23 protein-coding genes and 5 tRNA genes are annotated in these 21,509 nt (G+C 58.9%); 23 read left to right on the top strand and 5 right to left on the bottom strand.

The annotated features are described in order from the left end of the window. Nucleotides 1-6: 6 nt before the first annotated feature. On the bottom strand, nt 7-312 hold the full coding sequence (locus tag AC07ZH_RS05510; RefSeq protein WP_495198886.1) for a YbeD family protein: 306 nt from the start codon (nt 310-312) through the stop codon (nt 7-9). Nucleotides 313-558: 246 nt separating this feature from the next. Here AC07ZH_RS05510 and AC07ZH_RS05505 point away from each other — a divergent pair, with 246 nt between their 5' ends. The 9 genes from AC07ZH_RS05505 (at nt 559) to AC07ZH_RS05465 (ending at nt 7,753) form a co-directional block, all read left to right on the top strand. Then, a complete protein-coding gene (locus AC07ZH_RS05505; protein ID WP_495198885.1) occupies nt 559-1,029 on the top strand; it encodes an ATP synthase subunit I in 471 nt (156 codons plus the stop codon). 15 nt (nt 1,030-1,044) lie between these two features. Then, nucleotides 1,045-1,923 (top strand): F0F1 ATP synthase subunit A, encoded by an 879-nt coding sequence (atpB, locus tag AC07ZH_RS05500; protein ID WP_495198884.1) that lies wholly within the window; start codon nt 1,045-1,047, stop codon nt 1,921-1,923. Between the two features lie 48 nt (nt 1,924-1,971). Continuing rightward, nucleotides 1,972-2,223 (top strand): F0F1 ATP synthase subunit C, encoded by a 252-nt coding sequence (atpE, locus tag AC07ZH_RS05495; protein WP_119110010.1) that lies wholly within the window; start codon nt 1,972-1,974, stop codon nt 2,221-2,223. Nucleotides 2,224-2,257: 34 nt separating this feature from the next. Next, entirely contained in the window at nt 2,258-2,728 is a 471-nt protein-coding gene (locus AC07ZH_RS05490) for a F0F1 ATP synthase subunit B (RefSeq protein ID WP_119110011.1), read from the top strand. A 9-nt stretch (nt 2,729-2,737) separates the two neighbouring features. Continuing rightward, the gene (locus AC07ZH_RS05485; RefSeq protein ID WP_119110012.1) at nt 2,738-3,280 is read left to right on the top strand and encodes a F0F1 ATP synthase subunit delta; all 543 of its coding nucleotides are present in this window, start codon (nt 2,738-2,740) and stop codon (nt 3,278-3,280) included. Nucleotides 3,281-3,327: 47 nt separating this feature from the next. Next, nucleotides 3,328-4,881 (top strand): F0F1 ATP synthase subunit alpha, encoded by a 1,554-nt coding sequence (atpA, locus tag AC07ZH_RS05480; RefSeq protein WP_495198883.1) that lies wholly within the window; start codon nt 3,328-3,330, stop codon nt 4,879-4,881. Between the two features lie 32 nt (nt 4,882-4,913). Continuing rightward, a complete protein-coding gene (gene atpG, locus AC07ZH_RS05475; RefSeq protein WP_119110014.1) occupies nt 4,914-5,798 on the top strand; it encodes a F0F1 ATP synthase subunit gamma in 885 nt (294 codons plus the stop codon). A 47-nt stretch (nt 5,799-5,845) separates the two neighbouring features. Then, complete coding sequence (gene atpD, locus AC07ZH_RS05470; RefSeq protein ID WP_119110015.1) at nt 5,846-7,252, top strand: F0F1 ATP synthase subunit beta; 1,407 nt, start codon at nt 5,846-5,848, stop codon at nt 7,250-7,252. Nucleotides 7,253-7,333: 81 nt separating this feature from the next. After that, the gene (locus AC07ZH_RS05465; protein WP_119110016.1) at nt 7,334-7,753 is read left to right on the top strand and encodes a F0F1 ATP synthase subunit epsilon; all 420 of its coding nucleotides are present in this window, start codon (nt 7,334-7,336) and stop codon (nt 7,751-7,753) included. A 125-nt stretch (nt 7,754-7,878) separates the two neighbouring features. On the opposite strand, the gene AC07ZH_RS05460 is transcribed toward AC07ZH_RS05465, so the two are convergent. The 3 genes from AC07ZH_RS05460 to AC07ZH_RS05450 are packed head-to-tail and all read right to left on the bottom strand — an operon-like array spanning nt 7,879 to nt 9,911. Beyond that, a complete protein-coding gene (locus AC07ZH_RS05460; protein ID WP_495198882.1) occupies nt 7,879-8,403 on the bottom strand; it encodes a TPM domain-containing protein in 525 nt (174 codons plus the stop codon). A gap of 2 nt (nt 8,404-8,405) precedes the next feature. After that, nucleotides 8,406-9,284: a TPM domain-containing protein gene (locus AC07ZH_RS05455; protein ID WP_495198881.1), complete on the bottom strand. Its 879-nt coding sequence runs from the start codon at nt 9,282-9,284 to the stop codon at nt 8,406-8,408. Nucleotides 9,285-9,317: 33 nt separating this feature from the next. Beyond that, nucleotides 9,318-9,911, bottom strand: coding sequence for a LemA family protein (locus AC07ZH_RS05450; protein WP_495198880.1), 594 nt, complete (start codon nt 9,909-9,911; stop codon nt 9,318-9,320). Between the two features lie 145 nt (nt 9,912-10,056). Between AC07ZH_RS05450 and AC07ZH_RS05445 the strand changes: the two genes are divergently transcribed. Next, nucleotides 10,057-10,584 (top strand): DUF2946 family protein, encoded by a 528-nt coding sequence (locus tag AC07ZH_RS05445; RefSeq protein WP_495198879.1) that lies wholly within the window; start codon nt 10,057-10,059, stop codon nt 10,582-10,584. A 99-nt stretch (nt 10,585-10,683) separates the two neighbouring features. On the opposite strand, the gene AC07ZH_RS05440 is transcribed toward AC07ZH_RS05445, so the two are convergent. Next, a complete protein-coding gene (locus AC07ZH_RS05440; protein ID WP_495198878.1) occupies nt 10,684-11,553 on the bottom strand; it encodes a c-type cytochrome in 870 nt (289 codons plus the stop codon). Between the two features lie 139 nt (nt 11,554-11,692). Here AC07ZH_RS05440 and AC07ZH_RS05435 point away from each other — a divergent pair. The 13 genes from AC07ZH_RS05435 to rpoB all read left to right on the top strand — a co-directional run bounded on the left by AC07ZH_RS05435 (nt 11,693) and on the right by rpoB (nt 21,439). Then, nucleotides 11,693-11,768 (top strand) — tRNA-Arg (locus AC07ZH_RS05435). 140 nt (nt 11,769-11,908) lie between these two features. After that, nucleotides 11,909-11,994, top strand: a tRNA-Tyr gene (locus AC07ZH_RS05430). 65 nt (nt 11,995-12,059) lie between these two features. Next, nucleotides 12,060-12,133: transfer RNA gene (locus AC07ZH_RS05425), tRNA-Gly, on the top strand. Between the two features lie 31 nt (nt 12,134-12,164). Further along, nucleotides 12,165-12,239: transfer RNA gene (locus AC07ZH_RS05420), tRNA-Thr, on the top strand. Nucleotides 12,240-12,317: 78 nt separating this feature from the next. After that, on the top strand, nt 12,318-13,508 hold the full coding sequence (gene tuf, locus AC07ZH_RS05415) for an elongation factor Tu (protein WP_119110021.1): 1,191 nt from the start codon (nt 12,318-12,320) through the stop codon (nt 13,506-13,508). A gap of 8 nt (nt 13,509-13,516) precedes the next feature. Further along, nucleotides 13,517-13,592 (top strand) — tRNA-Trp (locus tag AC07ZH_RS05410). Between the two features lie 84 nt (nt 13,593-13,676). After that, complete coding sequence (gene secE / locus AC07ZH_RS05405; protein WP_119110151.1) at nt 13,677-14,060, top strand: preprotein translocase subunit SecE; 384 nt, start codon at nt 13,677-13,679, stop codon at nt 14,058-14,060. Further along, on the top strand, nt 14,060-14,653 hold the full coding sequence (nusG, locus tag AC07ZH_RS05400) for a transcription termination/antitermination protein NusG (RefSeq protein WP_119110022.1): 594 nt from the start codon (nt 14,060-14,062) through the stop codon (nt 14,651-14,653). The genes secE and nusG overlap by 1 nt, the downstream gene beginning before the upstream one ends. A gap of 119 nt (nt 14,654-14,772) precedes the next feature. Continuing rightward, nucleotides 14,773-15,204 (top strand): 50S ribosomal protein L11, encoded by a 432-nt coding sequence (gene rplK, locus AC07ZH_RS05395; RefSeq protein WP_119110023.1) that lies wholly within the window; start codon nt 14,773-14,775, stop codon nt 15,202-15,204. Continuing rightward, nucleotides 15,205-15,900: a 50S ribosomal protein L1 gene (rplA, locus tag AC07ZH_RS05390; protein WP_495198877.1), complete on the top strand. Its 696-nt coding sequence runs from the start codon at nt 15,205-15,207 to the stop codon at nt 15,898-15,900. Between the two features lie 228 nt (nt 15,901-16,128). Next, nucleotides 16,129-16,635 carry a 50S ribosomal protein L10 gene (rplJ, locus tag AC07ZH_RS05385; RefSeq protein ID WP_495198876.1) on the top strand — a complete coding sequence of 169 codons (507 nt, stop codon included), beginning with the start codon at nt 16,129-16,131 and terminating at the stop codon, nt 16,633-16,635. Between the two features lie 42 nt (nt 16,636-16,677). Then, complete coding sequence (gene rplL, locus AC07ZH_RS05380; protein WP_119110026.1) at nt 16,678-17,055, top strand: 50S ribosomal protein L7/L12; 378 nt, start codon at nt 16,678-16,680, stop codon at nt 17,053-17,055. A 271-nt stretch (nt 17,056-17,326) separates the two neighbouring features. Then, nucleotides 17,327-21,439, top strand: coding sequence for a DNA-directed RNA polymerase subunit beta (gene rpoB, locus AC07ZH_RS05375; protein WP_495198875.1), 4,113 nt, complete (start codon nt 17,327-17,329; stop codon nt 21,437-21,439). The last annotated feature ends 70 nt before the right edge of the window (nt 21,440-21,509 follow it).

Here is a 21,509-nt window from a genome sequence, read left to right as displayed (position 1 = left end):
GGCTGATCACAGCACCACTTTCACAAGCGGGTGAGAGGTGAGTGCCCGGTAGAGGTCGTCAAGCTGTTCGCGGCTGGTGGCGTTGATGGTCAGTGTCACGCCCAAGTACTTGCCGGCGCGACTGGGGTGCAGCTCAACGCTTGCCCCCTCGAAATCGGTATCGAACTGCTTGGTGACTTCAATCAGCCCCGGCACCAACTCAGCGACATTTGCCCCCATAACTTTGATGGGGAAGCGCGACGGATACTCGATCAGCGACTCCTTGCGGGCGTCGGAGGCGATGACCGGATGGTCAGAGTTGGAAGAGCTCATCGTGTCAATTTACTTCCCAATTGATAGCTGTATTGTGATATGCCGTAAGCGATAGACGCAACCATGGTGCGGACGTTTAGATCTGTGCACGAGCAGCACATGCAAGCCAAGTTGGCCGTGGAACAACAACATGGGATGGGCAACCCCAATGCATCATGTGAAATTTTGGTGATGCTCGCGGGTTTTTACTTATAATGAGAGGCTTTTGTGAAAAAAGTTTCGACACGCCGATTCGGGGAGGCCCATGTGAATGACGTCACCCCCAGGCACGAAGCTGAGGACGAAGAACCTGAGTTCAAGCCCCTGACGCCTGAACAGGCGCTCGAATGGCGCAAGCGCCATCCGACCTTGTCTGTGTGGCGTTTGGTATTCGGGCAGTTGCTGGTTGGCCTTCTGGTCACCTTGCTGGTCTGGATCGTCACGCAAGACTTTGCCGCGGCGAAGTCTTCTGCCTGGGGTGCTCTGTGTGTGGTGGTTCCGGCGGCGCTGTTTGCGCGTGGCCTGGCTCATGCCAGGCATACGGCCGGCGGGGTGTTGGCAGGGTTTTTTGTCTGGGAGATGGCGAAGATTGCGTTGACTGTGGCCATGCTCGGCATTGCGCTGCGCTGGTTGCAGCCGCTGAACTGGCTGGCGCTGCTTGCCGGAATGGTGGTAACAATGAAAACGTACTGGTTCGTGCTGCTGGCACGGTCCGGTGTCCGAAAACCGATAGATTGAGAGAAGAGTTGTCCGATGGCCGCTGAAGCGCACGCTCTAACTGCAAGTGAATACATTGTTCACCATCTGCAGCATCTTCAAAATGGCAAGCAAAAATTCATCATCGATATGTCGGTGGTGAATTACGACTCCGTCATCTTCAGTCTGGTGGTGGGGGTGTTGGGTTTGCTCTTTTTCTGGCTGGCGGCGCGCAAGGCGACGTCTGGTGTTCCGGGTCGCTGGCAAGCGGCAGTGGAAATGATGGTTGAAATGGTTGATACCCAGGCCAAAGCGACGATCCACAATGCGCAAAGCCGCAAGCTGATTGCTCCCTTGGCTCTGACGGTGTTTGTCTGGATTTTTCTGATGAATGCCATGGACCTGTTGCCGGTGGATTTGCTGCCTGCCATTTGGGCGCAAATCTATGGCGCTGCCGGTCACAATCCCCACCATGCTTATCTGCGCATCGTGCCGACGGCGGATCTTTCGACCACCCTTGGCTTGTCTGTCTCGGTGCTGGTTCTCTGCTTGATTTATAGCGTCAAAATTAAGGGCCTCGGCGGCTGGACGCACGAACTCGTTACGGCGCCTTTTGGTACCAGCAAGAATCCTGTTTTTGCTCTGATTCTCGGAGTGATCAATCTGCTCATGCAGATCATCGAATACGTTGCCAAAACGGTGTCGCACGGTATGCGACTGTTTGGCAATATGTACGCTGGTGAGTTGGTGTTCATGCTGATCGCTCTGATGGGTGGTGCGGCGGCCATATCAATCTCTGGTGTGTTGCTCCCGTTGGGACAAATTATTGCGGGCTCGATTTGGGCGATCTTTCACATTCTGATCATTACCCTGCAAGCCTTCATTTTCATGATGCTGACGCTGATTTACCTCGGCCAGGCACATGATTCTCACTGATCATTTCCCTTTTCTTTTTCAACTTAGCTTTTTCAATTAGGAGTCATCATGGAACACATTCTCGGTCTCGTCGCTCTGGGTTGCGGTCTTATCGTCGGCCTGGGTGCTATTGGCGCTTCCATCGGTATTGGCCTGATGGGTGGCAAGTTCCTGGAAGCTTCGGCACGCCAGCCTGAACTGATCAACGAACTGCAAACCAAGATGTTCGTTCTGGCTGGTCTGATCGACGCCGCCTTCCTGATTGGTGTGGCCATCGCCCTGCTGTTCGCTTTCGCCAACCCCTTCGTCCTGGCGGCCTAAGCACCCTTCAACGCCCACTTAGAAAGGTGTTGCCGTGAGTATCAATGCGACCCTGTTCGTTCAGGCCATTGTCTTTTTGATTCTGGTGCTGTTCACGATGAAGTTCGTGTGGCCCCCGGTCGCGAAGGCACTGGATGAACGAGCCCTGAAAATCGCCGATGGCCTCGCTGCTGCCGACCGTGCCAAGTCCGAGCTGAGCGCTGCCAACCAGCGCGTTGAGCAAGAACTGGCGCAGACGCGAAGCGAGACGGCGACACGTCTTGCCGACGCGGATCGCCGCGCCCAGGCCATTATTGAAGAAGCCAAGGTCCGCGCCAGCGAGGAAGCAGCGAAAATCGTGGCTGCTGCCCGGACGGAAGCTGAACAGCAGTCTGTCAAGGCCCGTGAGGCCCTGCGTGAGCAGGTGGCAGTGCTGGCCGTCAAGGGTGCCGAGCAAATCCTGCGCAAGGAGGTCGATGCCGGCGTCCACGCAGACCTGCTTGGCCGCTTGAAGACCGAACTGTAAGGGGCAACCATGGCCGAAATTGCGACCATTGCACGTCCCTATGCGGAAGCGCTGTTCAAGGCTTGCACCGACCAGGGCGAGGGCGCTTCACGCGCTGCGCTCGACTGGGTGGACCGAATTGGCTCCGTTGCCGCTAGCCCTGCGCTGCTACAACTTGTTGGCAATCCCAAGGTCACATCGGAGCAGATTTTTGATGTGATGTCCGGGGTCGTGGGTGTGGCGCTTCCAGCACTGGCGCAGAATTTTCTGCGCACCGTGATCGATAACGGCCGCGTGGAAGCGCTGCCGGAGATCGCTAGCCAGTTTCGCGCCTTGGTCAATCGCCTGAGAGGCTCTTCCGATGCGGTGGTCTACAGCGCCTTCGCCATGGACGCCTCGGCCTTGAGCGACCTCGGATCCACGCTGGAAAAGCGTTTTGCTCGCAAGCTGAACCTGAGTGTGCAGCGCGACGAATCTCTGATTGGTGGCATTCGCGTGGTGGTGGGCGACGAAGTGCTCGATACCTCGGTCAAAGCCCGTCTTGAACAAATGAAAGCCGCCCTTACCGCCTGAAGTGCGTTCTGGGGCCCTAGGCAAACCAACGAAAGAAGGAAAGAGTCATGCAACTCAATCCCGCAGAAATTTCCGAGCTGATCAAGAGCCGCATTGAAGGTCTCGCGGTCGGTTCCGATATCCGCAACCAAGGCACTGTGGTGTCCGTGTCGGACGGTATCGTGCGCATTCACGGCCTGTCGGACGTGATGCAGGGCGAAATGCTCGAGTTTCCCGCTACGGCCGATGGCACGCCCACCTATGGACTGGCGCTGAACCTTGAGCGCGACTCGGTCGGCGCCGTGGTTCTGGGTGAGTACGAGCACATCTCTGAAGGCAATACCGTCAAGTGCACGGGCCGTATTCTGGAGGTGCCTGTAGGCCCCGAGTTGATCGGCCGCGTGGTCGATGCGCTTGGCCAGCCGATTGACGGAAAGGGTCCGATCAACGCCAAGATGACCGACGTGATTGAAAAAGTCGCGCCTGGCGTGATCGCACGCAAGTCCGTGGACCAGCCAATGCAGACTGGCTTGAAGTCGATTGACTCCATGGTGCCTATCGGCCGCGGCCAGCGCGAACTGATCATTGGCGACCGCCAGACCGGCAAGACCGCGGTGGCGATCGACGCGATCATCAACCAGAAGGGTCAGAACATGACCTGCGTGTACGTTGCGATCGGCCAGAAGGCTTCGTCGATCAAGAACGTGGTGCGCGCACTGGAGCAGGCCGGCGCAATGGAATACACCATCGTCGTGGCTGCCTCCGCTTCCGAATCTGCTGCCATGCAGTACGTGTCGGCCTACTCCGGCTGCACCATGGGTGAGTACTTCCGCGACCGCGGCCAGGACGCTCTGATCGTGTACGACGATCTGTCCAAGCAAGCTGTGGCCTACCGCCAAGTGTCCTTGTTGCTGCGCCGTCCACCAGGCCGCGAAGCCTACCCCGGCGATGTGTTCTATCTCCACAGCCGTCTGCTTGAGCGCGCAGCGCGCGTGAACGACAAATACGTCGAAGATTTCACCAAGGGTGCTGTGAAAGGCAAGACCGGTTCGTTGACGGCGCTGCCTATCATCGAGACGCAGGCTGGCGACGTGTCCGCTTTCGTGCCGACCAACGTGATCTCGATCACCGATGGCCAGATCTTCCTGGAAACCTCGCTGTTCAACGCGGGCGTTCGCCCTGCCATCAACGCCGGTATTTCGGTCTCGCGTGTGGGTTCTTCGGCCCAGACGAAGATTATCAAAGGCCAGTCCGGTGGTATTCGCACCGACTTGGCCCAGTACCGTGAGCTGGCTGCGTTTGCGCAGTTCGCCTCCGATCTGGACGAGTCCACCCGCAAGCAGCTCGACCGGGGCGCCCGTGTGACCGAGCTGCTCAAGCAAGCGCAATACAGCCCGCTGCCCATCAGCCTGATGGGTGCTTCGCTGTTCGCCGTGAACAAGGGTTTCATGGACGACATCGAAGTCAAACAGGTTCTGCCATTCGAGCATGGCTTGCATGGCTGGCTGAAGGACAAGCATGTTGCCCTGTTGGCCAAGCTCGAAGAGAGCAAGGCCCTGGACAAGGATGCTGAGGCCGAACTGACTGCTGCTGTGAGCGCATTCAAGAAGACCTTCGCCTGATTGTTTTCCACCTGACGAACTAGGAGCCATCGATGGCAGCAGGCAAGGAACTACGCACCAAGATCAAATCGGTGGAAAACACCAAGAAGATCACCAAGGCCATGGAGATGATCTCCGTGTCCAAGATGCGCAAGGCGCAGGAGCGTATGCGCGCCGCCCGTCCGTACAGCGAGAAAATCCGCAACATCGCCAGCCATCTGGGCCAGGCCAACCCCGAGTATGTGCACACCTTCATGAAGGCCAACGACGGCAAGTCGGTGGGCTTCATCGTGGTGACCACCGACAAGGGGTTGTGTGGTGGCCTCAACACCAATCTGTTGCGAGCCTTGACGGTCAAGCTGCGCGAGACGCAAGCCGCCGGCAAGACCGTTCAGGCGGTGGCTATTGGCAGCAAGGGACTGGGTTTTCTCAACCGTGTGGGTGCCAAGGTGGTGGCGCATGCGACGCAGCTTGGCGACAAGCCGCATCTGGACCGGCTGATCGGGCCGGTCAAGGTCTTGCTTGATGCCTACGTCAAGGGCGAAGTAAGCGCGGTCTACCTGTGCTACAACGATTTTGTCAGCACCATGAAGCAAGAGCCCACGGTGCGACCTTTGCTTCCGTTGTCGGCAGCGGCGATGCACGAGGAAAGCAAGGCCAGCGGGACGCAGCATGGCTGGGACTACATCTACGAGCCTGATGCGCAGAGCGTTATCGATGAGTTGCTGGTGCGCTATGTCGAGGCACTGGTCTACCAGGCCGTGGCAGAAAACATGGCTTCCGAACACGCGGCGCGCATGGTAGCCATGAAGGCCGCCACTGACAACGCTGGCAACGTGATCGGCGAACTCAAGCTGGTCTACAACAAGACCCGCCAGGCCGCGATCACCAAAGAGTTGTCTGAAATCGTGTCCGGCGCGGCCGCGATCAGCGGCTGATCACCGTGCCCACAGCACCGCAAGATTCAAATTTACTGGAGCAAAAAATGGCTCAAGCCCAAGGAAAAATTGTTCAATGTATCGGCGCCGTGGTGGACGTAGAGTTCCCCCGGGACCGCATGCCGCATATTTACGACGCGCTCAAGCTCGAAGGCACGGCGCTCACGCTCGAAGTGCAGCAGCAGCTTGGCGACGGCATCGTGCGCACCATTGCGCTCGGCTCATCTGACGGCCTGCGTCGCGGCCTGATGGTGTCCAACACCGGCAATCCGATTACGGTTCCCGTGGGCAAGGCCACGCTGGGCCGCATCATGGACGTGCTTGGGACGCCTATTGACGAGCGCGGCCCGGTGAGCGACGAGCTGACGGCCTCCATCCATCGCAAGGCGCCCACGTACGACGAACTGAGCCCTTCGCAGGAACTGCTGGAAACCGGCATCAAGGTGATCGACCTGATCTGCCCGTTTGCCAAGGGCGGCAAGGTGGGTCTGTTCGGCGGTGCTGGTGTGGGCAAGACCGTGAACATGATGGAACTCATCAACAACATCGCCAAGGCGCACAGCGGTCTGTCGGTGTTCGCCGGTGTGGGGGAGCGTACCCGCGAAGGCAACGACTTCTACCATGAGATGGCCGACTCCAAAGTGGTGGATCTCGACGATCTGTCGAACTCCAAGGTGGCCATGGTGTACGGCCAGATGAACGAGCCCCCGGGCAACCGTCTGCGCGTGGCATTGACAGGTCTGACCATCGCCGAGTCGTTCCGCGACGAAGGCCGCGACGTGCTGTTCTTCGTGGACAACATCTACCGCTACACGCTGGCCGGTACCGAAGTGTCCGCACTGCTGGGCCGTATGCCTTCCGCCGTGGGCTACCAGCCGACGCTGGCCGAGGAAATGGGCCGCCTGCAAGAGCGTATCACCTCCACCAAGGTGGGCTCGATCACCTCGATTCAGGCCGTGTACGTGCCTGCGGACGACTTGACCGACCCCTCGCCTGCCACCACGTTCGCTCACTTGGACTCGACCGTGGTGCTCTCGCGTGATATCGCTTCGCTCGGTATCTACCCCGCCGTGGACCCGCTGGACTCCACCAGCCGCCAGCTCGATCCGCTGGTCGTGGGCCAGGACCACTACGACACCGCGCGCGCCGTGCAAGGCACGCTGCAGCGGTACCGCGAGCTGCGCGACATCATCGCCATCATGGGCATGGACGATCTGGCGCCTGAGGACAAGCTGGCCGTGGCCCGCGCCCGGAAAATTCAGCGCTTCCTCTCGCAGCCTTTCCACGTGGCCGAAGTGTTCACGGGTTCGCCGGGCAAGTACGTTCCGCTGTCCGAAACCATTCGTGGTTTCAAGATGATTGTGAATGGCGAGTGCGACCACCTGCCTGAACAAGCCTTCTACATGGTGGGCGGCATCGACGAAGCCATCGAAAAAGGCAAGAAGATGGCGTAAGAGAGGGCAGGGCCGACCTTCCTCCGGAGGGCAGCCCGTCTTTCTTGCTTCCGCTTTTTGACGATTTCCAAAGGAATTCAGATGGCCAACACCCTACATGTCGACGTTGTGAGTGCCGAAGAGTCCATCTTTTCCGGTGAGGCGCGGTTTGTGGCCTTGCCCGGCGAAGCGGGCGAGTTGGGCGTTTACCCACGCCACACGCCGCTGATTACCCGCATCAAGCCGGGCTCGGTGCGTATTGAAATGGCCGATGGCAGCGAAGAATTCGTTTTTGTCGCCGGTGGCATTCTTGAGATTCAACCCGATTGCGTTACCGTCCTGTCCGATACGGCTGTGCGCGGCAAGGATCTTGATGACGAGAAGGCCAACAAGGCCAAGGCCGCTGCCGAAGAGGCGGTGAAGAATGCCAAGAGCGAGCTCGATCTGGCACGCGCACAGTCTGAACTGGCCATCATGGCCGCACAGATTGCCGCTTTGCGCAAGTTCCGCCAGAAGCGCTGAGCAGCGCCGGAGCGAACCCCCGCCACACAAAAGAAAACCGCCCAAGGGCGGTTTTCTTTTGTGTGGCAATAAATGCGTAAAAACAGGCATTGACGCTTACCCATATGCCTGAGAAGCTACTCTTTTTATAGCGCGTCAGAGGCAATGACGGGCGTATCCGGTAGCTCGTTGTCGGTACGTGCCAAGCCTGCACAGTGTGTCTCCAGCAACTCGGACACCTCGTCGATCGCCTGGTTGAGCGCCTCTTCAAAGCGTTCCGACCGAAGCGTCTCGGCCATGCGCGCGATCAGCGCACTCCATACCGGCATCGGCACCTGGCGTGCCAAGGCGCGGTCCGCCACGATCTCGATGGAGCGTTCGGCGAGCAGTAGGTAAATTAAAACGCCGTTGTTGTGCTCGGTGTCCCAGACCCGAAGGGAGCCGAACAAGCTGATGGCCCGTTCCCGGGCGCGCGCATCGCGCCACACATAACGCCAGGGAAGTGATGCCTCCAGACAAATGCGAATTTGGCCGCTGTGGCGTGTTTCACTCTGCGCCACGCGGGCCGCGAGCCGCTGCATGGCGCCACCACACAGGCCTCGTGGCAACCGGCCGCTGCCAAGCCACTGGTGCTTGAGAAGTCTTGCCAGGCGATCGAATAAGCTGCCCATGCTCACCAGTCCCCTGACGCGCCGCCGCCGCCGAAATCACCGCCACCGCCCGAAGAAAATCCACCGCCAGACGAGGAGCCGCCGCCACCCCAATGGGAGCCGCCTCCTCCGCCAACCCATGGCGATCTGCTTGCGCCGGTGACAAGCAGGACGAACAGCGCGGCACCGATCGCTGCCAGCAGCGAGACCAAGAGGCTCGCCCCAAACACAAAAATAGCCAAACCCGTGCCTGCACCCAGCAGCAGTGCCCCGAGGCGCTTGCCAAACAGGGCACTCACTATTTGGCTTGCACCCAGTACGGCAAAAAGCACGATGCCACCTATGTCCAGCCAACTCGACTGCGCGGCCGGGGCCGATCCGCCAGGCGCTGGCTCGGGCAGAGGCTCGCCCGCAATACGCGCGGCAAGCTGGTCAATTGCAGCATTGAGACCGCCAGCAAAATCGTTATCGCGAAACTTGGGCTTCATGGCCTGGTCGATGATGCGGGCCGCAGCCAGGTCGGGAATCGCGCCCTCAAGAGCCTTGGCCACCTCGATGCGCATCTTCCGGTCCCGCTTGGCGACGACGATGATCAAGCCGTCGCCCACGTCAGGCCGGCCAATTTTCCAGGTGTTGCCGACCCGATTGGCAAACGAAGCGATGTCTTCTGGTGCCGTGCTGTCCACCATCAGCACGACCAGTTGCGTGCCTTCGCGCTTTTCAAGCTCGGTGAGCCGAGCTTCCAGGCTGCCAGTCTGCGTCGCGTCCAGGGTGTTTGTCTGATCGAGCACATGGGCTGTGAGAGCGGGGACGGGCAGCAGTGCCTGCGCCCAACCAGAAAGCGGTGAAAATGCTATTAAAAAAATAGCTGCTAGCGTATACCTTATAAGCGCTAGAGGCATATTTTCTTTAAATTTCGTCGCCAAGCCGCGGAGTTATTTCTTCGGCGCCGAGAAATCCACGACAGGCGGCTGCGAGATCTGCGCTTCGTTCTGTACAGCGAAAGTCGGCTTTGCCTCGTAGCTGAACACCTTCGCTGTAAGGTTGGTGGGGAAGCTGCGCGCCAGCACGTTGTACTGCTGCACGGTCTGGATGTAGCGGTTGCGGGCGATGGTGATACGGTTTTCCGTACCCTCCAGTGTCACGCGCAGATCGCGAAAGGCCTGGTTCGCCTGCAAGGTCGGGTAGCGCTCGGAGACTGCCATCAACCGCGACAAAGCGCCAGACAGTTCGCCCTGTGCCTGCTGGAATTTGGCGAATGCTTCGGGGTTGTTGAGTGTTTCGGGTGTGGCTTGAATGGAAGTGGCCTTGGCACGCGCTTCAATTACCTTGGTGAGCGTGTCCTGCTCGAAGTTCGCTTCGCCCTTCACGCTGGCAACGATGTTGGGCACCAGGTCGGCCCGGCGTTGGTACTGGTTGAGAACCTCGCTCCAGGCGGCCTTGGACTGCTCATCCAGTCGCTGGAAGTCGTTGTAGCCGCAGCCGCTGAGCGCGACCACCGTGAACATCAGAATCAAAAAACGCTTCATGGGTATGCGCGCCGGCCCAAGAAGGCGGAAATGCCACAGCTGCGGCGCTGTGAAATTGTGCCGCAACACAGGCGTGCAGCGAGGGAAATATTTCAGCGGGTGTCTCCATGCGGATCGCCCGCGACCTGCAGTGCAAAATCGTGGCATGGACACTATCGTGCGACAGGCCATGGCAAAGTGGCCCAACGTCCCAGCGTGCTACGGCTGGCTTGGGCTCGATGCGCGCGGACACTGGTACCTGCGCGATGACGAGGTGCAGGCCAAAGGCAACTTTGCACAAAGCAAAGGTTCATGGCTGCGCCATGAGAAGCTGCTGGCGTTCATTGGCCGCAATTACCAGGCCGATGCGTGTGGCCTGTGGTACTTCCAAAACGGCCCCCAGCGCGTGTACGTAGAACTCGAGTGCGCTCCCTGGGTTTGGCGCCTGCTGCCAGACCTGCAGTTGCAGTCGCAGATTGGTAGCCACTTACTCGGCACGAAATGCGTGCTGGATACAGAAGGCCGGGTGTATCTGGAGACTGCCGCCGGGCTGGGCCTCGTCCACAGCCTGGATACCGGGCTGGTTGCCGATGCGCTTGAACGTGGCGCGTGGGAGGTGGAAGAAGTCCCCACCGAGAGCTTGCCAGACCGGTATGGTTTTGTGCTCAGCCCGGAACAGGCGCAGCGCCGTTGACAACGCCTGGCGGCGTGGGGCCGAGGCGCCCATGCGGGCAGGCGAAAAAAAGCCGATCACTGATGGATCGGCTTTCTTTGGGTGCCGTAAAGCAAGCGTCTATTTCGCTGCCGCGGTCATGAAATCCACGGCAGCATGAACATCCGCGTCCGATGCACTGGAGCCGCCGCGCGGGGGCATGGCCCCTTTGCCGTTGATCGCACTGTGATAGAGCGCCTCAATGCCGGTCTGCAAGCGGGGCGCCCAGGCGGCCTTGTCACCAAACTTGGGAGAACCTGCCGCACCCGTCGCGTGGCAGGCCTGGCAGGTTTGCTTGTAAAGCGCTTCCCCTGCACCACTTGCAGAAGCGACGACGGGCTTGGCGGCAGCCGCGTTTGAATCTGCGGTCGCAGGAGGTGTGCCGGCAGTGTCTGCCTGTGGCGTGGCAGCAGCGGGCGCCGCTGCGCCTGCACTGCTGGCGGGTGCGGCACCCTTGGCGTCCGCAGGCTCGGCAAACTTCGCACCCGCAGCATTGGCCATGTACACCACAGCTCTGCCAACTTCCGTATCGCTGAAATTGCCACCACCTTGCGGCGACATGGCGCCTTTACCAGTAAGCGCCGAATGCAACAGCGCTTCATAGCCAGTCTTGATGCGTGGCGCCCAGGCGGCGGTATCCTGGAACTTCGGAGAGCCCGCAGCACCCGTTGCGTGGCAGGCGGAGCACTGTGCCTTGAATACCTCTTCGCCCGTTTTCAACGGGCGATTGGCATCGCGAATTTCGACCGACCCCACCTTTTGGATGCGCAATGCGATGGCCCGCTCCGGATTGGCGGATCCTGCCGAAGGAACATCTGCCGAGCTGACGAACATCGCGAGTGCAATGATCGTGAACACAGGGGCGACAAAGCCGAGCAGCACGGCGACCAGCAACTGCTTGGGATTCTTGATGGGCCCCGTGTGGGCTTGTGTGGAGTGTTGCTCGCTCATTTCTTCCTCAAAGTGGCCAAACGGGTCTTGATCTAGATCGTCCAATTATAGGTGCGTGATGCCTTGCACGCTGGCATGCACGTCACGCGAGCCAGGCTGTGTGATAATCATCGGCTGCGCCCAGGCGGGTGCAGCGAGCGCGGCTGTAGCTCAGTGGATAGAGTATTGGCCTCCGAAGCCAAGGGTCGTGGGTTCGATCCCCGCCAGCCGCACCAGCGTTTTCTAGCGCTTGCCAGAGTGGGCGTATCTCGTTGACGCCGTCTTCGCAGAGAGGCGTTTTTCCTGAACCATTTTTTTCATCAAATGGGCATGCTTGATCGGGAGTTCGAAAAAAGGCTATAATTTAAGACTGCGTGGAGGAGTGCCCGAGTGGCTAAAGGGGGCAGACTGTAAATCTGTTGGCGTACGCCTACGCTGGTTCGAATCCAGCCTCCTCCACCAACTGTGATCATGAAGCAGGGTCCTGTTTTCGGTTGCTGTCTTGCCGGATGGTCAGGGTTGCTATCGCGGGAGTAGTTCAATGGTAGAACCCTAGCCTTCCAAGCTAATGACGCGGGTTCGATTCCCGTCTCCCGCTCCATGATTTTGTTGGTTATGTATTTGTGTTAGTTGCCCATGTGGCTCAGTGGCAGAGCACTCCCTTGGTAAGGGAGAGGTCGCGGGTCCGATTCCCGCCATGGGCACCACTTGATTTCTGGATGCGGTTGCGGTTGGTGCGCCGATGTCCTCTTGTTTTGTTGTAGATTTTTTTCGGAGTCGGAAAAATGGCAAAAGGAAAATTCGAACGTACCAAGCCGCACGTCAACGTCGGCACGATCGGCCACGTGGACCACGGCAAGACGACGCTGACGGCGGCGATTGCCACCGTGCTGTCCGCCAAGTTCGGCGGTGAAGCCAAGGCCTACGACCAGATCGACGCGGCTCCGGAAGAAAAGGCCCGCGGCATCACGATCAACACGGCTCACGTGGAATACGAAACGCAGAATCGCCACTACGCCCACGTGGACTGCCCTGGCCACGCCGACTATGTGAAGAACATGATCACCGGTGCCGCCCAGATGGACGGCGCCATCCTCGTGTGCTCGGCCGCTGACGGCCCAATGCCCCAGACGCGCGAGCACATCCTGCTGGCCCGCCAGGTCGGCGTGCCCTACATCATCGTGTTCCTGAACAAGTGCGACATGGTCGACGACGAGGAACTCCTCGAACTCGTCGAAATGGAAGTGCGCGAACTCCTCGACAAATACGATTTCCCTGGCGACGACACCCCGATCATTCGCGGCTCCGCCAAGCTCGCCCTGGAAGGCGACAAGGGCCCTCTGGGCGAGCAGGCCATCATGAAGCTCGCTGAAGCCCTGGACACCTACATCCCCACGCCTGAGCGTGCCGTGGACGGCGCCTTCCTGATGCCCGTGGAAGACGTGTTCTCCATCTCCGGTCGTGGCACCGTGGTCACGGGCCGTATCGAGCGCGGCGTCATCAAGGTCGGCGAAGAAATCGAAATCGTCGGCATCAAGGACACCGCCAAGACCACCTGCACCGGCGTGGAAATGTTCCGCAAGTTGCTCGACCAAGGCCAAGCTGGCGACAACGTCGGCCTGCTGCTGCGCGGCACCAAGCGCGAAGACGTCGAACGCGGCCAAGTGCTGTGCAAACCCGGCTCGATCAAGCCGCACACGCACTTCACCGCTGAGGTGTACGTCCTGTCCAAGGACGAAGGCGGCCGCCATACGCCGTTCTTCAACAACTACCGCCCCCAGTTTTACTTCCGCACGACGGACGTGACGGGCGCGATCGAGTTGCCTGCCGACAAGGAAATGGTCATGCCTGGCGACAACGTGTCGATCACGGTCAAGCTGATCAACCCCATCGCCATGGAAGAAGGTCTGCGCTTTGCTATCCGCGAAGGCGGCCGCACCGTCGGCGCGGGCGTTGTTGCCAAGATCATTGCTTAAAGCAACTTAGGGGTATAGCTCAATTGGCAGAGCGTCGGTCTCCAAAACCGAAGGTTGTAGGTTCGATTCCTACTGCCCCTGCCACCTGATACGGTGGTATTCAAAGCCCGCTACACAATGGCGGGCTTCGGCGTCTTAGGCGATGCTGGGTTTGATAGGAAAAATGGCATGGCCACTTCACAAATAGAAACTGTCAGTACTGGTGTTGACAAGGCTAAGCTGGCCTTGTCTGTTGTGTTGTTGCTGGCTGCTTTGGCGGGGTTTTATTTTCTTGCCAAGCAAGGGGCCATGGTCCAATGGAGCGTGCTCCTTGGTGGACTGGTGTTGGCGGTTGGGGTTTTTCTGGTTTCCGAGAGCGGGAAGCGATTCATTGCTTTTTGCCGAGATTCCTATCGGGAAGTCAAGAAGGTCGTTTGGCCGACCCGCAAGGAAGCCGTCCAGATGACTATGTATGTATTCGGTTTCGTCGTGGTGATGGCATTGTTTCTTTGGTTGACCGACAAGACGCTCGAATGGGTTTTTTATGACCTGATTCTGGGTTGGAGGAAGTAATGACAGTTTCGGCCGATATGGAAGGTGTGAGTGCCTTGGGAACCGCCGATGCTGGCAATCCCGAGCTTCGCTGGTACATCGTGCACGCCTACTCCGGCATGGAAAAAGCTGTTGAGCGAAACATTGCCGAGCGCATCGCCCGCGCCGGTATGCATGCCAAATTTGGTCGTGTATTGGTGCCGACTGAAGAAGTGGTGGAAATGAAGAGCGGACAGCGGAAAACCACGGAGCGGCGCCTGTTTCCTGGGTATGTGTTTGTCGAGATGATCATGGATGACGAGTCCTGGCACCTGGTAAAGCACACCAACAAGGTGACCGGTTTCGTCGGGGGCGCCAAGAATCGGCCAGCTCCCATTTCTGAAGCCGAGGTGCAAAAAATCGTCAGTCAGATGCAAGAGGGCACCGAAAAACCCCGGCACAAGACGGAATTCATGGTGGGCGAACTGGTTCGCGTGAAGGAGGGGCCTTTTACCGATTTCAACGGATCGGTGGAAGACGTCAATTACGAGAAGAATCGTCTGCGCGTCTCCGTGATGATTTTTGGGCGCTCCACCCCAGTGGAATTGGAATTTGGTCAAGTCGAAAAGACCTAAATTGGTATTGGCGCGGTTGCACTTTTCGGCTCGGTGCAATTGTTTATCGAGAGCTGTAAACCCCGGGGAGCCAAGTCTGCACAGCAGACCACGGCGCATGCACCCGCAAGGAGTAAACCATGGCGAAGAAAATCGTCGGTTTTATCAAGCTGCAAGTACCAGCTGGTAAGGCCAATCCCTCACCACCGATTGGTCCAGCACTGGGTCAGCGCGGCCTCAACATTATGGAGTTCTGCAAGGCATTCAATGCGCAGACCCAAGGTGTCGAGCCTGGCCTGCCTCTGCCGGTGGTCATTACCGCTTTTGCGGACAAGAGCTTTACCTTCATCATCAAGACGCCGCCCGCAACGGTTTTGATCAAGAAGGCCATTAAGCTCGACAAGGGTTCTGCCAATCCGCTGAGCACCAAGGTTGGCAAGATCACGCGCGCGCAGCTCGAAGAAATCGCCAAGACCAAAATGAAAGACATGAACGCTGCCGATCTTGACGCAGCAGTTCGTACCATTGCTGGCTCTGCCCGTTCGATGGGTGTGACCGTGGAGGGCGTGTAAATGGCCAAGCTCACGAAAAAGCAAAAAGCTCTCCAGGGCAAGATCGACAGCACCCGTCTATATCCTTTGGCAGAGGCGTTGAGTCTGGTCAAAGTGGGTGCTACGGCAAAATTTGATGAGTCCATCGATGTGGCCGTGCAACTCGGTGTCGACGCGAAGAAGTCTGACCAAGTGGTCCGTGGCGCTGTCGTCCTGCCAAACGGTACCGGCAAAACGACGCGGGTCGCAGTGTTTGCCCAAGGCGCCAAGGCCGAAGAGGCGAAGGCCGCCGGAGCCGACATCGTCGGTATGGACGATCTGGCTGCCATGGTCAAGGCGGGTGATATGCCTTTTGACGTCGTCATTGCTGCCCCCGATGCGATGCGCGTCGTTGGTACCCTCGGTCAGATTCTGGGCCCACGCGGGCTGATGCCCAACCCGAAGGTGGGTACCGTCACTCCCGATGTGGCAACCGCCGTGAAGAACGCCAAGGCCGGCCAGGTCCAGTTCCGTGTGGACAAAGCAGGCATCGTGCACAGCACCATTGGCCGCCGTTCGTTTGACGATGACAAGTTGCAAGGTAACTTGGCCGCTCTGATCGACGCGCTGGCCAAGGCCAAGCCCGCGACCAGCAAAGGGCTGTACTTGCGCAAGGTGGCGGTCTCTTCCACGATGGGCGTGGGTGTCCGCGTCGATACGCAATCGATCGCGGTCTGAAGAAATGTCCAGGTGGGCTGAATGCCTGTCTGAACCGGTGGGCTGCGTGCATTTCCATGCACGCAGGCCATCCAAGACCGCTGGCGTGCAAAGGTGCACTTAAATCCCTTAGGGGCCAGCGCAGATGGCGATCCCGCTGCATAGGGTTTGAACCTGAACAGTTGGTCGCTGCAACCAGAGTGTGCTGTTTGGCCTTTCGGCTGAGTGGCACTTTTTAAGGAGTAGACCTTGAGTCTTAATCGCAGTGAGAAAGAAGCGGTCATCAGTGAAGTGACCGACCTCGCCGCAAAAGCTCAAACGCTTGTGCTTGCGGAATACCGCGGCATCACGGTCGCCGACATGACCAAGTTGCGTTCCGATGCGCGCAGCAAAGGCGTTAGCCTGAGTGTTCTCAAGAACACCCTGGCCCGCCGCGCTGTTGCCGGAAGCAGCTTTGACGTGGTTGCCGACCAGATGACCGGTCCGCTGATCTATGGCTTCTCCGAAGACGCCGTGGCTGCCGCGAAAGTGGTGGCCGACTTCGCGAAAACCAACGACAAGTTGGTCATTCGCGGCGGCGCATTCGGTGGCAAGGCCCTGGACGTGAATGGCGTGAAGCAACTCGCCAACATTCCTTCGCGGGAAGTGTTGTTGGCGCAGGTGTGTGGGCTGTTGATGTCGCCAATTTCCCGTACCGCAGTGGTGCTGGGCGCGCTGGCGGCGAAAAAAGGCGAGAGCGAAGCTGTGGCGGCCTGAAGCCCCGCAGTCGTTCAACCAACCAATTGTTAGGAAATCAAAATGGCATTCGATAAAGACGCATTTTTGACCGCGCTTGACGGCATGACGGTCCTGGAACTCAATGAGCTGGTGAAAGCCATTGAAGAGAAGTTTGGCGTGAGCGCCGCCGCAATGGCGGCCCCTGCTGCGGGCGGTGCTGGTGCTGGTGCTGCTGCTGCCGAAGAACAGACCGAATTCAACGTGATGCTGCTCGAAGCCGGCGCCAACAAGGTGTCCGTCATCAAGGCCGTGCGCGAAATTACGGGCCTGGGCCTGAAAGAAGCCAAGGACGTGGTCGACGGCGCTCCCAAGGCAGTCAAGGAAGGCATGGCCAAGGCCGACGCCGAAGCCGCCAAGAAGAAGCTGGAAGACGCTGGCGCCAAGGCCGAGCTCAAGTAAGCTCGCCCTCTCATGGGCTGGGGTGCTCCGAAAGGAGCCCTCAGCCTTTTGGCGCTTCTGGGCGCCAGGCAGAGTGCACCAAAAAACAACGGCGCCGTTGTTTTTTAGTGTCTTCTGACGAACCCGACAGCAGAAGACGCCTTGGTTCGGGCGATGTGCAACGCATCGCTGTCCGCCATGGTTGGTAGTGGCCAACCGCCAAGCCTGCAGTGCCGCGCGCTGCAGGTCCTACGTCGCAGACCCAGGACTCAAGTCTTTTCCCGGAGATCTCATGGCCTATTCCTTTACCGAACGCAAGCGAATCCGCAAAAGTTTCGGCAGCCGCGACAGCGTGCTCGAGGTTCCCTACCTGCTGCAGATGCAGAAAGACGCGTATACCGCGTTCCTTCAAGCGAATGTATCGCCAAAGAAGCGTTCGATAGAAGGCTTGCAAGCGGCTTTCAACGCGGCCTTTCCGATTGTCTCGCACAACGGTTTCGTGGAAATGAAATTCCTCGAATACAACTTGGCTAAGCCCGCCTTTGATGTGCGCGAGTGCCAGACACGTGGCCTGACCTTTGCGTCGGCCGTCCGTGCCAAGGTGCAACTCATCATTTACGACCGTGAGTCTTCTACGCCCCAATCCAAGGTGGTCAAGGAAGTGAAAGAGCAAGAGGTCTATATGGGCGAAGTTCCGCTCATGACCGACAAGGGCTCGTTCATCATCAACGGTACCGAGCGTGTCATCGTCTCGCAGTTGCACCGCTCGCCTGGCGTGTTTTTCGAGCACGACAAGGGAAAAACGCACAGCTCGGGCAAATTGCTTTTCTCGGCGCGCATCATTCCTTACCGCGGTTCCTGGCTCGACTTCGAGTTCGACCCCAAAGACATTCTTTATTTCCGCGTGGACCGTCGGCGCAAGATGCCAGTCACGATTCTGCTCAAGGCCATTGGCCTGAACCCCGAATCGATCTTGGCAAACTTCTTTGTCAACGACAACTTCCGCTTGATGGACAGCGGGGCACAGATGGAATTCGTGCCCGAGCGCCTGCGCGGCGAAGTGGCACGTTTCGACATTACGGACAAGTCTGGAAAGGTAGTCGTCGCCAAAGACAAGCGCGTGACTGCCCGTCATACCCGTGAACTCGAAGAGAGCAAGACCACGCACATCAGTGTGCCCGAGGACTTTCTCATCGGTCGCGTGATCGCTCGCGCGATCGTCGATCCCGATACTGGTGAGATCCTGGCCAAGGCCAACGAAGAGATCACCGAAGCACTGCTTAAGAAGCTGCGTTCCTCGGGTGTGCAGGAATTGCAGTGCATCTACACCAACGAACTCGATCAAGGCGCGTACATCTCGCAGACCCTGCGCATTGATGAGACCGTTGACGAGTTCGCTGCCCGTGTTGCCATCTACCGCATGATGCGCCCCGGCGAGCCGCCGACCGAAGATGCCGTGCAGGCACTGTTCCAGCGCTTGTTCTACAACCCTGACACCTACGATCTTTCGCGCGTCGGGCGCATGAAGTTCAACGCCAAGATTGGCCGCGATGAGTCGACCGGCCCCATGGTTCTGACCAACGAGGACATCCTCTCCGTGGTCAAGATTCTGGTGGATCTACGCAACGGCAATGGCGAAGTGGACGACATCGACCACCTGGGCAACCGGCGTGTGCGTTGTGTCGGCGAGTTGGCCGAGAACCAGTACCGTACCGGTCTGGCGCGCATCGAGAAGGCGGTGAAGGAGCGTCTGGGCCAGGCCGAGCAGGACCCGCTCATGCCGCACGATCTGATCAACTCCAAGCCGATTTCTGCGGCTCTCAAGGAGTTCTTCGGTGCTTCGCAGCTCTCGCAATTCATGGACCAGACCAATCCGCTGGCCGAAATCACCCACAAGCGCCGCGTGTCGGCTCTCGGCCCGGGCGGTCTGACGCGCGAGCGTGCAGGCTTTGAAGTGCGCGACGTGCACGTCACCCACTACGGCCGCGTGTGTCCTATCGAAACGCCTGAAGGCCCGAACATTGGCCTGATCAACTCGCTTGCTCTGTATGCGCGTCTGAACGAATACGGTTTCATCGAAACGCCGTACCGCCGCGTGATCGACGCCAAGGTGACCAATGAAATCGATTACCTGTCGGCGATTGAAGAAGGCAAGTACATCATTGCACAAGCCAACGCGACCCTGAGCGACGATGGCCGTTTGACCGGCGACTTGGTGTCTGCTCGCGAAAAAGGCGAGTCAATTCTGGTCGGCGCAGAGCGTGTGCAGTACATGGACGTGTCGCCCGCGCAGATCGTGTCGGTGGCCGCGTCGCTCGTTCCGTTCCTGGAGCATGACGACGCCAACCGCGCACTCATGGGCGCCAACATGTCGCGCCAGGCCGTGCCTGTGCTGCGTCCAGAAAAACCCATGGTGGGCACTGGCATTGAGCGCGTGGCCGCGGTGGACTCCGGCACTGTGGTTACTGCGACCCGCGGTGGCGTAGTGGACTACGTAGATGCAACCCGCATCGTGATTCGCGTGAACGACGCTGAGGCGGCCGCAGGTGAAGTGGGTGTGGACATCTACAACCTCATCAAGTACCAGCGCTCCAACCAGAATACGAACATCCACCAGCGACCCATCGTCAAAAAGGGCGACAAGCTGACCAAGGGTGACGTGATCGCGGATGGTGCCTCGACCGATCTGGGTGAGATCGCCATCGGTCAGAACATGCTGATCGCCTTCATGCCCTGGAACGGCTACAACTTCGAAGACTCTATTTTGATCAGTGAACGCGTCGTCGCCGAAGACCGCTACACCTCGATTCACATCGAGGAGCTCGTGGTCATGGCGCGCGACACCAAGCTAGGGGCCGAGGAAATCACGCGCGATATTCCTAACCTCTCTGAGCAGCAGCTCAACCGTCTGGACGAATCCGGCATCATCTATGTGGGTGCCGAAGTCATGCCTGGCGATACGCTGGTGGGCAAGGTCACGCCCAAGGGTGAAACCACGCTGACACCGGAAGAAAAGCTGCTTCGCGCCATCTTTGGCGAAAAGGCATCGGACGTAAAAGATACGTCGCTGCGTGTGGATCAAGGCTCGCAGGGCGTGGTCATTGACGTCCAAGTGTTCACGCGCGAAGGCATTCAGCGCGACAAACGTGCCCAGCAAATCATTGATGATGAGCTCAAGCGTTTCCGTCTCGACTTGAACGACCAACTGCGCATCGTGAGCGACGACGCCTTTGCGCGTCTGGAAAAACTGCTGATTGGTCGCGTTGCCAATGGCGGCCCGCAAAAGCTCGCCAAGGGCAGCAAGATCGACAAGGCGTATCTCGATGCGCTCGACCGCTTCCACTGGTTCGATATTCGCCCCGCCGAAGACGACGTGGCGAGCCAGTTGGAGAGCATCAAGAATTCGCTTGAGCAGACGCGTCACAGCTTTGACCTTTTGTTTGAAGAAAAGCGCAAGAAGCTCACGCAAGGCGACGAATTGCCCGCTGGCGTGCTGAAGATGGTGAAGGTGTACCTGGCTGTCAAACGTCGTCTGCAGCCGGGGGACAAGATGGCCGGTCGCCACGGTAACAAGGGTGTGGTCTCGAAGATCACCCCAGTGGAAGACATGCCGCACATGGCGGATGGCACGCCTTGCGACATCGTGCTCAACCCACTGGGCGTTCCTTCGCGCATGAACATCGGGCAGGTGCTGGAAGTGCATCTGGGCTGGGCTGGCAAGGGCATCGGCCAGCGTATTGGTGACATGCTGCAGCGGGAGGCGGCTACGGTAAAGATTCGGCAATTCCTTGACAAGGTCTACAACAGTGCCGGTCGCAAAGAAGACCTGGAGAAGATGTCGGACGACGAGATCCGTGCCATGGCGCAGGAATTGACGAGCGGCGTCCCATTTGCCACTCCTGTGTTTGATGGGGCGACCGAGCAGGAAATCCTCGACATGCTGAAACTCGCGTATCCCGAAGAGATCGCGAAAGAGAAGGGTCTGACAGCAACACGCACCCAGGCGCAGCTGTACGACGGCCGCACGGGCGAGGCGTTCGAGCGCTTCACTACGGTGGGTTACATGCACTACCTCAAGCTGCACCATCTGGTGGACGACAAGATGCACGCACGCTCGACCGGGCCGTACTCGCTGGTGACGCAGCAGCCGCTCGGCGGCAAGGCGCAGTTCGGCGGCCAGCGTTTCGGCGAAATGGAAGTGTGGGCGCTGGAAGCCTATGGCGCTGCCTACGTGCTGCAGGAAATGCTGACGGTGAAATCCGACGACGTCCAAGGCCGTACCAAGGTGTACGAGAGCATCGTCAAGGGTGAGCACACCATTGAAGCGGGCATGCCCGAATCGTTCAACGTGCTGGTCAAGGAAATCCGCTCGCTGGGCCTCGACATGGAACTGGAACGCTCCTGAACGCCAAGCTCCTGTCGTGCGGGCCGAATGCGCAGCGTATGCGCCGGCCCGTCCCAACCGTTTAAGGAAA

This window comes from Simplicispira sp. GW247-4R2A (assembly GCF_059424465.1).
Note: the sequence above shows the minus strand (reverse complement) of the source record. Positions and strands in the feature narration are given on the sequence as shown.